The sequence below is a fragment of the Ensifer adhaerens genome, assembly GCF_020035535.1.
In the GTDB taxonomy this organism is placed as follows: domain Bacteria; phylum Pseudomonadota; class Alphaproteobacteria; order Rhizobiales; family Rhizobiaceae; genus Ensifer.
Genome location: NZ_CP083349.1, coordinates 1,876,011 through 1,889,962 on the forward strand (window position 1 = coordinate 1,876,011; position 13,952 = coordinate 1,889,962).

Sequence of the window (13,952 nt, forward strand, 5' to 3'; positions counted from 1 at the left end):
AATGGACACAAATCGGGTAATTTATACTTCTCGCGTTTTCTAATTTAAGTTACGCTCATCTTCATTCTGACCAGATTGCCACGGGAGGGGCTGGCCCTCTTGGAACGGAAGCTCGCCGTGATCCTTGCTGCCGATGTCGCTGGCTACAGCCGCCTTGTCGCGATCGATGAGGAAGGCGCGCTCGCAACGCTGGCCACCTACTGCGCAACGATCTCGGGCCTTGTGAGCGAGCATGGCGGCCGCATCTTCGGCGGCGCTGGCGACAGCCTGGTTGCGGAGTTCCAGAGCGCGGTGCAGGCCGTCCGCGCAGCGGTGGCGATCCAGAGAACCTTGCAGCGGCGAAATGCCGACCTCTCGCCGGAGCGGCGCATGCAGTTCCGTATCGGCCTCAATCTCGGAGACGTCGTGGTCGACGGTGGCAACCTGCTCGGCGACGGCGTCAACGTGGCGGCGCGGTTGCAACAGGTCGCGCAGCCGACCGATATCTGCATTTCCGGTGCACTGCACGACCAGATCGTCGGCAAACTCGAATTTCCCGTGCATCGGCTTGGCGATCGGGCGCTCAAGAACATGCCGCGCCCGGTGCCGGTGCACCGCGTCGACTGGCATGAGAACCCCGTGAAGCCGGACCTGCCCGGCATGCCGCTTGCCCTGCCCGACAAGCCGTCGATCGCCGTGCTGCCCTTCGTCAACATGTCCGGCGACCCCGAACAGGATTTCTTTGCCGACGGGCTGACCGAAGACATCATCACCGCGCTGTCGCTCTACCGCTGGTTCTTCGTCATCGCCCGCAACTCCTCCTTCGCCTATAAGGGCCGCGCCGTCGACGTCAAACAGATCGGCCGCGACCTCGGCGTGCGCTACATCGTCGAGGGCAGCGTGCGCCGCGCAGGCTCGCGCGTCCGCGTCACCGGACAGCTGATCGAGGCCGAAACCGGCATCCACCTCTGGGCACAGCGCTACGAGCGCGAATTCGCCGACATTTTCGCCATCCAGGATGAGATCACCCAACATGTCGTCGCGGCGATCGAGCCCGAGATCCTGATCGGCGAGAACCGTCGGGCCCTCTTGCGCGGCAGCGACAATCTCGACGCCTACGAATGCCACATGCGCGGCACCCTGTTGCATAATGCGCAGGATTCCGCTGCCCATTTCAACGAGGCGATCGAATGGCAGCGACGCGCGATCGGCCTCGATCCCGATTTTGGCCGTGCGCACATGATGCTGGCCCGCTCGCTCTTTGCCCGCTGCTATTTCGGCTTCAGCGACGATATCGACCGCGACAGCGCGGAGTTGCGAGCGGAAGCGGAGCGCGCCGTCGTGATCGAGGATCACGATCCCTATTGCCACTACGTCATGTGTCTCGCGAATTTCGCCGTCCAGCGGCCGCATGCCGCAGTCCAGGAAGCGCAACAGGCGATCGATCTCAATCCCAACTTCGCCCTCGCCCATATGGCGCTTGGCTGGGCGCGCATCTACATCGGCCGCTTCGCCGAAGCGCTCGATCCGCTGCACACGGCGCTGCGGCTGAGCCCGCACGACCCGCTGACCTATCTCTTCCTCAACCGCATCGCGCTTGCCCACTACCACCTCGGTGACTACGAGCAAGCGCTGCAGCACGCCGAGCGGGCGCTGCTCCTGCGCCGCACCTATTTCAACCTGGTCATCCTGCTCGCCTGCCTGGGCCAGCTTGATCGCAAGGAGGAAGCCCGCAGGATCGTTCCCGAGGCCGTCGCCAACGCCCCCGTAGACCTGCCGCGCTACTGGCGCTTCTTCACCGGCTATGTCGATCCCGCCGACCACGCGCATTTCAAAGACGGGCTCGTCAAGGCGGGCCTGCCCATCGTCCCGTAGGCCGCCATGACACGAGCCCAGCTGTTTGGCGTTATCATCGGCCTCACAGTGGTGGCATTCTTCACGGTCCTGCGGGCCAACGATCCGCAGCTTCTGCGCCAGGCGCGCGACGTCACCTTCGACGAATACCAGCGGATCGCGCCGCGCAGCTTCGAGCCGATGCCGGTCAAGGTGGTCGATATCGACGAGACGTCACTGCGCGAATTCGGCCAATGGCCCTGGCCGCGCGACCGTCTGGCGAAACTGACCGACCGGCTGACCGAGATGGGGGCCGCGGCGATCGCCTTCGACGTACTCTTCGCCGAACCTGACCGCCTGTCGCCACGCACCGTCGTACGCGATGTCGGCGGCGTCGATCCGTCCTTCATCGCCACCCTGCCGGACAATGACGAGATCTTCGCCCAGGCGATCCTCGACAAGCCGGTCGTGCTCGGCTTCGGCCTCACCAACGAGGGCAGCTACCTGCCGCCGGTCAAGGCGGGCTTCGCCTTTACCGGCGAAACCGCCTCCGAGGCGCCGCCCCGGCTGCGTGCCGCAACGCCATTGAGGCCGCAGCTCGAAGCCAACGCTGCCGGCCTTGGCCATATCAGCCTCAATCCCGGCTCGTCCTCGGCTGTAGTGCGGGCCGCACCGCTGTTTCTGAGCGACGGGCGGCAATTTTATCCGAGCCTCGCTCTGGAAGCGCTGCGGGTGGCCCAGGGCGCCTCCACCTATGTGCTCGCGGCAGCACCGAACGTCGCCAACACGCTCACCGCCGTCAAGATCGGCGACTTCGTGGTGCCGCTCACCTCGACCGGCGAACTCTGGCTCTACGTCACGCCGGACACGACGGAACGCTACATTTCCGCCCGGCGCGTCCTGACGGACGAGGCCGCCTCGCCAGACGTGCGCGCGGCGATCGAAGGCAGCATCGTCTTCATCGGAACCTCGGCAGCGGGCCTTCAGGATGTGCGCACCACGGCGCTCGGGCAGAACGTGCCGGGCGTCTCCATCCATGCCCAGATCGTCGAGCAGATCCTTTCCGGCCGCTATCTCTCGCGTCCCGACTGGGCCGACGGACTCGAAATCCTCTCGATTGCGCTCGCTGGCACCTTGCTCGTGCTGCTGACCACGTTCGTCAGCCCGGTCGTGGCACTGGTCTGCGGCCTAGCGGTCACGGTGCTTGCGCTCGTCGCCTCGTGGCTCGCCTTCTATTATGTCGGGCTGCTCTTCGATCCGCTGGCGCCGATCCTTGCCGCGTCGATCACCCATTTCGCCGCCACTGCCTATCGCTTCCTGGTGACGGATCGCGAACGGCGCGAGGTCCGGCAGGCCTTCGGGCGCTATCTCTCACCGTCGCTGCTCTATCGCATCGAGCATACGCGCAACGCCCTGAGCCTCGGCGGCGACGACCGCGAGCTGACGGTGATGTTCGTCGACGTGCGCAGCTTCACCGAGATGAGCGAGCGCATGACGCCGACCGAGGTCGTCGCCTTTCTCAACACGCTGCTCGACGCGCTGAGCCGCCATGTGCTCGCCAATGAAGGCACGCTCGACAAGTTCATCGGCGACTCCATCATGGCCTTCTGGAACGCCCCGGTCGACGTGGTCAACCATCCGCAAAAGGCACTTCGCGCCGCACTCGGCATGCGCGAAACACTCGCCCGGCTGAACGCCGAGGACGCCTTCGGCTTCGGCGCCAGCCATGAGGTCCGCATCGGCATCGGCATCCATACCGGGCTCGCCTGCGTCGGCAACATGGGCGCCGAAACCCGCTTCAACTATTCGGCGGTCGGCGACACCGTCAACATCGCGGCCCGCATCGAAGCGGCCTGCAAGGATGTCAATTTCGACGTGCTCGTGTCGGAAGCGACCGCCGAGGCGTTGCCGGAATGTGCGCTGCTGGATGCGGGAAGCCTGGGCCTCAAGGGAAAGACGACGCGAACCCGGCTCTTCGCCGTTGCCGGCGACGAAAATCTCGCCGCCTCGCCCGCCTTTGCCGAATTGCGGCTGCTGCACGACAGGCTCGTCTCGGTGTTGCGCACGCGCGCGAGCTCAAGCCGCAGCATCATTAACGCGGCGAAGCTGAAGTCCGCGGCGCTCGTGCCCGGTCTCGTCGGTTTCTATGCCCGGATCTCGCGCCGGTCGGAACATTTCGCCGAAACGCCGATCGAGGGCGCCAAACGCCCGGCTGAATGAGCCAAGGCACCGCCGCGCGAATGGCGCGTCCGGCGGCGCTTCACCTCGACTCGGAGTCTCAGTTGTTTCGGTAAAGCTTTGAATCAAAATCGATATGTCGCCGACGCGCGTGGGGGATCAAGCGGCCGTTGCCGACGTGTCATGTGTCGCTGCAGATCGTGGCCCTCGCGGAACGCCGACCCAGCCGGCGGCGCGGCGGCTAGTTCTGGCTTTGGCTCTGGCTCTGGCTTTGGCTCTGTTCCTGACGCTGCGTTCCACCGCCCTGTTGCGACTGCTCTTGCCGCTGCGATTGCGACTGGGATTGCTGCTGGCCGCCCTGGCCTTGCGCCTGCTCCTGCCGCTGCGATTGCGACTGAGATTGCTTCTCGCCACCCTGCCCCTGCTCCTGTCGCTGGCGCTGTTCCTGGCTCTGCCGCTGGCCCTGTCCGTTCTGTTCCTGCCGCTGCCTTTGTTCCTGGCGTTGCGTTCCCGGTATCAGCGGCGGTTTCTGCTGGCGCGGCTTCTCCTGCTCGACGGCGGGGGGTTGCACAGTTTTCGGCTTCGGCTCAACGTCTTCGTTGATCGCCGCCGCAAGGCTGCAGCCACCCCCCGCCCAGCCCAGCGCTCCGGACAGTCGTTGCCCACCGGAGAGGAAAGGAAGGGCTTTCGCATTGCCAAGTGATTTCAATGTATTGCGACTGACTCTTCTGGGATCGCTGATGCCGCCGCCCGGCTTGGCGACGACGCAATCGCAGCGCTGCGTCAATTGCCGGCAACCGCCCGCGCCGCAGAAGCTTGCGGCGCCGCTAAGCAGCACGACGGCCGTCGTGCCGTCGCGGCCGACATAGAAATCGAAGGCGGTACCGCGAACGCCGATGGTGCCGGCCGGGGTGACGATCTGATAGGCAGAGTGGCCGGACTTGCCGCTGATCCAGCGGAACGTTCCCTTGGCGGCCATGATCGTCAGCTTCTTCACCGACTTCGCATCGTCGTAGACGAACTTGTCGATGACCACCGAGGAGCCCCACCCGACTGCAAGCTTGGTGCCATCCTGGAAGACGAACTGGCCAAGGCCGGATTTCGATGTCGAAATCCGCTCGTCCCGATAGACCGGGTCCTTGACCGCGATCGCCCCGCGCGCGCCGCTGACCGCCGTGCGAATCTCCACCGCCTGGCCGACAGGTTCGGCGGCAATGGTCGGACTGAACGTCACGGCACATAGCGCGATGAGTGCGGCACCACGTAAGCAGAACATGGCCCCCTCCAAAGCATTATTGTTATCACGTTGCAGGGATTTATGTCTTGTCGCCCAATCGGGGTAACGTTATGGCATACCGCAACCGTAAGAGTTATCTTGGCATGCAAAACCAGCCCGTTACGGTTGAACATCCCTTCGGCCGTAGCCGTGGCCGCCGAGATTGTCTCGATCCGGACCGGTCGCTGTCATCTCGGGATCACTGCCCCGCCGCCGCGCGCTCCTCCGTCGCACCGATACGACTGGCGAGCTTGGCGATCCTGACGCACAATGCGCAGAACCGCACCTGGACTGCCCCAAACGCCTGCCAATCAGCCGCACTTCGTAAAGGCGGCGCTGCTCTCATATCTCCCGAGGGATAACAGTCGCTCCAAGAGCCCAGCTGGCCGCACGCTTACCCCAATATGAATCGAGAACACCCAACGCGTGCTGCGATCACAAGCTGCGCCACCGGTTCAGCTATCGTCGGGCGTCCGATCGTCATTATTGGGGTCTCTCAGATCGCGCAACTCTTACGCATCCTTCGAAAATCCACAACCATGCGCCCCTGTAGATGTTGCCTTTTTGTACTCCCTCGCCCCTTCCCTTTCCGCCGGACTCTCTCCATATTCCCCGCCATGACCAAAGCTCCGAAGAATGCCCCGCAGAAGCCCTCCACCCCGTCCGGTTTCGACGAAGCGCCCCAGACGCCGTTCTCCGGCGCGCCTCTCAGCGGCAATGTCTCGGACTGGGTGAAGCAGCTCGAGGCCGATGCGGAGGCCTCTGCCTTCGAAACCCAGCGCCAGATCGCCTCCAAGGCCGGCAAGCACCGCAAGACGGTGGAGATCGCCGCCTCCAAGGCGGCGCGCAAGGCAGCCGGCGCGGATGACGAGGCACCGCCGAAGAAGGCGGGCAAGAAGGGCAAGGTCGAGATCGTCGGCAGCAAGTCGGCGCGCGGCACCTCCATGGGCGGCTCGACCGACCCGAAGACCCGCGCCGCCGCCGGCCTCAATCCGGTGGCCGGACTCGACGTGTCGCTGGAAGACGCCGCCAAGCTGACCTCCACGTCAGGCGTCACCGCCACGGTGGAAGCGCTGTCGGCGCTGATCGAGAGCGGCAACCCGCTGTTCAAGGACGGCAAGCTCTGGACACCGCATCGCCCGGCCCGCCCACCGAAATCCGAAGGTGGCGTCGAAATCCGCATGGCGTCGGACTACCAGCCGGCCGGCGACCAGCCGACGGCGATCGCCGATCTCGTCGAGGGCCTGAACTCCGGCGAGCGCAGCCAGGTGCTGCTCGGCGTCACCGGCTCGGGCAAGACCTTCACCATGGCCAAGGTGATCGAGGCGACGCAGCGCCCCGCCGTCATCCTCGCGCCGAACAAGACGCTCGCCGCCCAGCTCTATTCCGAGTTCAAGAACTTCTTCCCGGACAACGCGGTCGAGTACTTCGTCTCCTACTACGACTACTACCAGCCGGAAGCCTATGTGCCGCGCTCGGATACCTTCATCGAGAAGGAATCCTCGATCAACGAGCAAATCGACCGCATGCGCCACTCGGCCACCCGCTCGCTGCTCGAGCGCGACGACTGCATCATCGTCGCCTCGGTCTCCTGCATCTACGGTATCGGCTCGGTCGAGACCTATACCGCCATGACCTTCCAGATGAGCGTCGGCGACCGGCTCGACCAGCGCCAGCTTCTCGCCGACCTCGTGGCGCAGCAATACAAGCGCCGCGACATGGATTTCCAGCGCGGCTCGTTCCGCGTGCGCGGGGATACCATCGAAATCTTCCCGGCCCACCTGGAAGACGCGGCATGGCGCATCTCCATGTTCGGCGACGAGATCGACGCCATCACCGAATTCGATCCGCTCACCGGACAGAAGACCGGCGACCTGAAGTCGGTCAAGATCTACGCCAACTCGCACTATGTCACGCCGCGCCCGACGCTGAACGGCGCCATCAAGGCGATCAAGGAAGAGCTGGTGCATCGCCTGGCCGAACTGGAAAAGGGCGGCCGCCTGCTCGAAGCGCAGCGACTGGAACAGCGCACCCGCTACGACATCGAGATGCTGGAGGCGACCGGCTCCTGCGCCGGCATCGAGAACTATTCGCGCTACCTCACCGGCCGCAATCCCGGCGAGCCGCCGCCGACCCTGTTCGAATACATCCCCGACAACGCACTGCTGTTCATCGACGAGAGCCACGTCTCCGTCAGCCAGATCGGCGGCATGTATCGCGGCGACTTCCGCCGCAAGGCGACGCTGGCCGAATACGGCTTCCGCCTGCCCTCCTGCATGGACAACCGTCCCTTGCGCTTCGAGGAATGGGACGCCATGCGCCCCGATACCATCGCCGTTTCGGCGACACCCGGCTCCTGGGAACTGGAACAGTCCGGCGGCGTCTTTGCCGAACAGGTCATCCGCCCGACCGGCCTGATCGACCCGCCGGTTGAAGTGCGCTCGGCCAAGACCCAGGTCGACGACGTGCTTGGCGAAATCCGCGAAACCGCCGCGGCCGGCTACCGCACGCTCGTCACCGTGCTCACCAAGCGCATGGCCGAAGACCTCACCGAATACCTGCACGAACAGGGCATTCGCGTGCGCTACATGCACTCCGACATCGACACGCTGGAGCGCATCGAGATCATCCGCGACCTGCGTCTCGGTGCTTTCGACGTGCTCGTCGGCATCAACCTTCTGCGCGAAGGCCTCGACATTCCCGAATGCGGCTTCGTCGCCATTCTCGATGCCGACAAGGAAGGGTTCCTGCGCTCCGAGACCTCGCTGGTCCAGACCATCGGCCGCGCCGCCCGTAACGTCGACGGCAAGGTCATCCTCTATGCCGACCAGATCACCGGCTCGATGCAGCGCGCCATGGACGAAACCAGCCGCCGCCGCGAAAAGCAGATGGCCTACAACGAGGCCAACGGCATCACCCCGGAATCGGTAAAGGCCAAGATTTCCGACATACTCGACAGCGTCTACGAGAAGGACCACGTCCGCGCCGACATCTCCGGCGTCGCCGGCAAGGGCTTTGCAGACGGCGGCCACCTCGTCGGCAACAACCTGCAGGCCCACCTCAACGCGCTCGAAAAACAGATGCGCGACGCCGCCGCCGACCTCGACTTCGAAAAAGCCGCCCGCCTGCGCGACGAAATCAAGCGCCTCAAGGCCGCCGAACTGGCCGCGATGGACGACCCGATGGCGCGGGAAGAGGCGAAATCACTGGAGAGCCGCAAGGGTGCCTCCTCCCCGGCATCCCCATCTTCTCCGTCATCCTCGGGCTCGACCCGAGGATCCAGGCCGACTGACGAGAAGTCCTTGTTCCAAAAACCGTCCCTCGACGACATGGGCCCGGGCACCGACACGGAAACCCCGCTGTTCCGCAAACCCGACCTCGACGAAATGGGCCGCGACGTCGCGACACCTGCCGGCTCGGACAAATCGCTGTTCCGCAGGAACACCCTGGACGAAATGACCGTCGGCCGGACGGAAAAGCCGGTGATCGGCCATGTGCCGGACAAGCCGATCCTTACGCGGGCGAAGCCGGGTGTCGGGTCCTATGAGGATCCGGTGGACCAGAAGCGGCAGAAGGGACGGACGAAGGGGAAAACGGGGCGGCCGGGGCGGTAATTGAAGGCTTACTCGACTAACCTTCCAACGTATTGGTTACCGCACCGACGAAATTTCTGATTGTAGAGTCGCGATTGGACCTCTAGGTTGGGCCTGGGGACCTTACGCATGGACTATAACTTTCGCCGAACATGGGATGGTACAGCATGGCAGCGCCATGCGCATATTTTGGTTCAAATGCGCCACGGCCCGCCCAACGTTCAGCGGGTCCCAGATAAGGTACAAGGCGACGCTGGCCTAGAATTTTTTACGCTCGACGGCTGCCTTTATCAGTGCTTTGCTCCGGAAGACCCTGGGAACACATCCAAGACATCAAGCGCGATGAAGCAAAAAGCTACACGCGACCTGCCAAAGCTCAAAAAGTACGAAGAAACCCTAACTAAAATCCTCTGCGGATTGACGTTCAACCGATGGATACTGCTTTGTCCTGTTTTGGATGACAAGTCGGTAGTATCGCACGTCAGGGCGAAGGGCGCTGAAATCGCCGAACTAGGCCTTCCTTTTTTGTCGGACGATTTTGTGGCCCTGGTGCAATCCCAGGACGATTTTGCTGCTGAGGTAGCAAGACTTCGCGAACTTCCGATTGGGCCGGAGCTTGTAGTGCTTTCGCCAACTGAGGAGGAGATAGTCACCCGAGAGTCAACCGATTTGGTGCACACACTCGATGGTAAATTAACTCGAGCGTTTCCACGCGCAACAGATGTCAAGCGAGCTGGGATCCGCAGAACTTACGTCAAGAACCATATCAAGCGCGACAACACCTTAGCCTCATTGAAAACGGAGCACCCGGCGCTATGGGAGCGAGCTTGGCAAACCATAAGTGCGGAAGAATCACGTCTCGAAATGCTCGGTAGCGCGGGCGAAGCTGCACCTGCTGAGCGTTTGAAAGAAAGCCTTTCTCGAATCGAAGAAGGATTGAAAAAAGACCTTCCGCACGTCGCACACGCGACGATTACTGACCTTTCCGCCGGGACGCTATCTGACTGGCTAATGCGCTGCCCACTCGATTTTGACGGCGACTGCTAATGTCAATAGTTCCTTCTCAAACTCCTTTTACTTTTCGCGAGCGCCCCGCCCCGGTTCCTGGCGATCTACGAATATCCTGGCGTTTCGCTCTCAACCTGCTGATCCTGGTAAAGAGCCGGGGCAAGCGGTCTTCACTGGCGCGCCTCTACATTTTGAATGACGGTACACGTTCGTTTGACGATGCCGATCTCCTAGGTGACATCCTAGTGGGCGCAGCCAAGCTCGGAGAATGGCGCGTGAAAGTGGAACCAGCGCTTGGTCGGGCGCTGGATCTTATGGTTGGTGAAGGTTTGTTGGCATGGACGACTGTTAGCGATCGACTAGGTGTCGAGTTGTCCGCCTCGGGCCTAGCACTCGCATCCGAGATCCACAAAGATGACAGTGTGATGGCCGTAGAAAAAGGCCGGATAGAGTTTCTCGCGCCCCTCCTTACTGAGGGCCGTGTGATAGAATTTCTCAAGGTGCGACCAAACAATGCGGTTCATGATCTCTAAAATTATTCTGAGTTGAATTAGCCCCCGAAAGGTCCGGACATGCTCCCCCACTTAACTAAGTGGGTAGGAGTAATGTTGGTAATATGACTAGTAGCAACTTTAAGATGGAAGTCCTTTCGGGTCCGGAACGGCGACGGCGCTGGAGCACGGCGGAGAAGCTGGCCATCATTCAAGAGACCTACGAGGCGGATGCGACGGTGAGCGTCGTTGCCCGGCGGCACGGCATTCAGCCGAACCAGTTGTTCGCATGGCGCAAGCTGGCGTCTCAAGGGGCGCTGACGGCGACGGCCGCCGAGGAGGAGGTCGTTCCGGCTTCCGAATACCGGGCGCTTCAGGCCCAGGTGAAGGAGTTGCAGCGCCTGTTGGGCAAGAAGACGATGGAAGGCGAAATCCTCAAGGAAGCCCTCGAAATCGCCACCGGCCCAAAAAAACAGATGTTGCGTTCGCTCTCTCTTCCGAAGGACTTTTTGAAATGAAGACCGTCTGCGAGACTTTGGGTGTCGCCCGGTCGAATATCGCTGCCCGTGCCACAGGTTCCCCTTCCAGAGCCAGAGGGCGCCCGCCACTCCCGGATCGGGAGCTGGTGGAAGATATCAAGGCCGTCATCGCCGACATGCCCACCTACGGCTATCGCCGGGTCCATGCCATCCTACGCAGGAATGCCCGAAAACAGGGCAAGTCATGGCCCAATGCCAAGCGCGTCTACCGGGTCATGAAGCTGCATCATCTACTGCTCGTGCGACATACCGGAGCCGTCGATGATCGTCTTCATGACGGCCAGGTCGCCGTCGCCCGCTCGAACACCAGATGGTGCTCCGATGGCTTCGAGATCGGCTGCGACAACAAGGAGAAGGTCCGAGTGGCCTTCGCTCTCGATTGCTGCGACCGGGAAGCAATCGCCCATATCGCCACCACGGAAGGCATCAAGAGCCAAGATGTGCAGGACCTCGTGATCACGGCTGTCGAGAACCGCTTTGGCCGCATCAACATGTTGCCGCAGCCTATCGAATGGCTCACGGACAACGGCTCCTGCTTCATCGCCAAGGACACCAAATCCTTGCTCCGCGACATCGGCATGGAGCCGTGCTCGACGCCGGTGCGCAGCCCGCAGTCGAACGGGATGGCGGAGGCCTTTGTCAAAACATTCAAGCGCGATTACGTCTCGGTAAACCCAACTCCGGATGCCGAAACCGTCATCGCACAACTGCCCTTCTGGTTCGATCATTACAACGATCTTCACCCGCATAAGGCATTAGGATATCAATCACCCCGCGAGTTCATCAGCTCGCAATCTCAAACCTGAGCACGTCCGGTCTTTTGGGGGCAACTCCAAAAATTATTCTGAGTGTCACCACAGCGTCCGGCGAGTTTGGAACATCATTGGATCTTCACCGAGGCTTGAATGTTGTTAAGGCTCCGAACAGCTATGGAAAATCAACTTGCCTCCAAGCCGTTTTGTACGGACTAGGACTCGAGCGGATGTTGGGGCCTCGCGTTGAAACACCATTCGGCCACGCTTTGAAGGAGTACATTAGAGAACGCCCGACCGGACCGTCCTTTGTAGTTCAAGCATCTTACGTCGAGCTGGAACTACAGAATTTCAAGCGCGAAAGGCTAGCCATTCATCGCGACGTGAAAGGGGATTCGGACAACCGTTTGATTCGCGCGAGCATTGTTCGCACCGATGGAACAACCGAGAGGCGAGATTTCTTCCTTCACGATCCCGGCTCAGCTCAGCGAGAGGATGGCTTTCATCACTTTCTTGCGTCCTTTATCGGTTGGAAATTACCGGACGTGACCACGTTCGACGGTCGAGAAGTACCCCTCTATCTCGCTGCAATCTTTCCAATGCTCTTTGTAGAGCAGAAGCGAGGTTGGTCAGCCATACAAGGCCCCTTCCCGACTTTCTTGAGAATCCAAGATATCGCGCGACGGTCTATGGAATTCCTGCTCAATCTTGACGTCGGTGAAAGACGTAGACACCGCTTAGAACTACAAAAGCAAATAAGCGCACTTGAGGGTGATTGGTCCTCTGCGCGGCAAAATTTGATAGCAAAACTTGGCAATCTAAGCAGACTACAGAACATTCCTGCGGCGCCATCTAAGGAATTCGCGAACGATCCCTCAGTAGAGATCGAGGTTTATCTGGAGGATGAGTGGATTTCTCTTCAAGTCGCCGCTGAATACACTTCAGCATTGGTCGAGGAGTTGGAATCTAGCGAACTTCAGAATACGGAAGATGCAGCCCCAGGGTTGGAACAGGAAATGTCCAGGGCGCAGGCGGACATCTCGACACTGGAGGCCAAAGTTGACGAACTTCGGACCGAGATGGCTGCATCACGCGAAGAAATCAATCAGAATCGTAAACGCGTTACCTCCCTGAAAAGCGATCTGTCGAGAAACCTTGATGCGCAGAAACTGGAGAAATTCGGTTCGCGCTTAGGTCGCTCGGTGTCCGCTCATACTTGCCCTACTTGCCATCAAGAGCTGGAAACGGAACTGCTGCCAGTTGCACAAGTAAAGGGTATGGCAATCGATGAGAACATTCGGTTCATCAGGTCACAAATCGACCTCTATGAGGCCAGCGCTGCCGCCACCGAAAGTCACAGCAAAAGCCTTCAGCTTATTTACGATTCGATCACTGATGATTTGAGGGACAAACTCGGTCGAATTCGCGAACTCGGAGATGCATTACGTCGTCCATCTAGTACGATTACACGATCGTCGCTTGAAAGGCTGGTCCGCCTCCAGGCTCGACTAAAGCGGTTCGAATCCATGCAGAGCGAAGCGGATGGTTTGGTTGATCGCTTTGCACATATCGCCAAATCAACAACCGCTTTACGCGATGAATTGTCGAAGATTAAAGGCGACGAATTCACCGTCTCCGACAAAAACAAGATAGCTTACTTTGAGGAAAGGCTACAGACCAGACTACGAGATTTCAATTTCATCACATTCCAAGCTTCAGAAATTCGGGTATCCCTTGACGATTTTCGCCCGATCGCGATGATTACAGACGACGAAGGCGAACTTACTGTCAGAGAGCTCGGATTTGAAATGTCCGGAAGCGACGCTATTCGGATGAAGTGGAGCTATTACCTAGCTCTTCTGGATGTCGCTGTGGCCTTCGATACACATCATCCAGGCTTCATAGCCTTTGATGAGCCAGACCAACAAGCCATCGAGAGTAAAGACGTTCGAACATTCCTTCTGGAATCCGCAAAGTTTGGTGAGCGTGCCCAGGTTCTGGTTGCGGCGACAGCGGAAAAAATAGCGAGTTTTGATGCAGAACTGATTGCGGCAGGTGGAAATATCATGAGCTTTGGCGGATATACAATTCAACGTCTGCGCCGCGACTAGATTTGGAAGTTGCGCCTTACTTCATTGGGCCGCCCGATTTACCCCATCCCACTCCCCTTGCCGCCTCCCCCTTTCCCCGCTACAACCTCCCGCATGATCAAAACCGCGCACATCGCTGGCACCTATTATGCGGCGTCCCCATAGGGAGCGGCGCGTTTCGATCATGCCTTGAAACAAGCCGCCGTCAGGCGG

At 60.7% G+C, this 13,952-nt stretch carries 8 protein-coding genes; 7 read left to right on the plus strand and 1 reads right to left on the minus strand.

Features of this window, described 5'->3' with window-relative positions; genetic code table 11:
• The first annotated feature begins 99 nt into the window (after window positions 1-99).
• On the plus strand, window positions 100-1,854 hold the full coding sequence (locus tag LAC81_RS09190; protein ID WP_223727570.1) for an adenylate/guanylate cyclase domain-containing protein: 1,755 nt from the start codon (window positions 100-102) through the stop codon (window positions 1,852-1,854).
• Between the two features lie 6 nt (window positions 1,855-1,860).
• Window positions 1,861-4,032, plus strand: a complete 2,172-nt coding sequence (locus LAC81_RS09195; RefSeq protein WP_223727571.1) for a CHASE2 domain-containing protein — start codon at window positions 1,861-1,863, stop codon at window positions 4,030-4,032.
• A gap of 199 nt (window positions 4,033-4,231) precedes the next feature.
• Here the strand turns inward: LAC81_RS09195 and LAC81_RS09200 are convergent, their stop codons facing one another.
• On the minus strand, window positions 4,232-5,266 hold the full coding sequence (locus tag LAC81_RS09200) for a FecR family protein (RefSeq protein ID WP_223727572.1): 1,035 nt from the start codon (window positions 5,264-5,266) through the stop codon (window positions 4,232-4,234).
• Between the two features lie 617 nt (window positions 5,267-5,883).
• Between LAC81_RS09200 and uvrB the strand changes: the two genes are divergently transcribed.
• The 5 genes from uvrB to LAC81_RS09225 all read left to right on the plus strand — a co-directional run bounded on the left by uvrB (window position 5,884) and on the right by LAC81_RS09225 (window position 13,760).
• Window positions 5,884-8,880, plus strand: coding sequence for an excinuclease ABC subunit UvrB (uvrB, locus tag LAC81_RS09205; RefSeq protein WP_223727573.1), 2,997 nt, complete (start codon window positions 5,884-5,886; stop codon window positions 8,878-8,880).
• A 108-nt stretch (window positions 8,881-8,988) separates the two neighbouring features.
• Entirely contained in the window at window positions 8,989-9,906 is a 918-nt protein-coding gene (locus LAC81_RS09210) for a hypothetical protein (RefSeq protein WP_223727574.1), read from the plus strand.
• Entirely contained in the window at window positions 9,906-10,400 is a 495-nt protein-coding gene (locus tag LAC81_RS09215) for a hypothetical protein (protein ID WP_223727575.1), read from the plus strand. The genes LAC81_RS09210 and LAC81_RS09215 overlap by 1 nt, the downstream gene beginning before the upstream one ends.
• Window positions 10,401-10,483: 83 nt before the next feature.
• Window positions 10,484-11,703 (plus strand): IS3 family transposase gene (locus tag LAC81_RS09220; protein WP_223726516.1). Its coding sequence is split into 2 segments (ribosomal slippage): window positions 10,484-10,817 and window positions 10,817-11,703, totalling 1,221 coding nucleotides; the frame shifts between segments, so codons are not numbered across the junction.
• 176 nt (window positions 11,704-11,879) lie between these two features.
• On the plus strand, window positions 11,880-13,760 hold the full coding sequence (locus LAC81_RS09225) for a hypothetical protein (RefSeq protein ID WP_223727576.1): 1,881 nt from the start codon (window positions 11,880-11,882) through the stop codon (window positions 13,758-13,760).
• Window positions 13,761-13,952 lie beyond the last annotated feature (192 nt).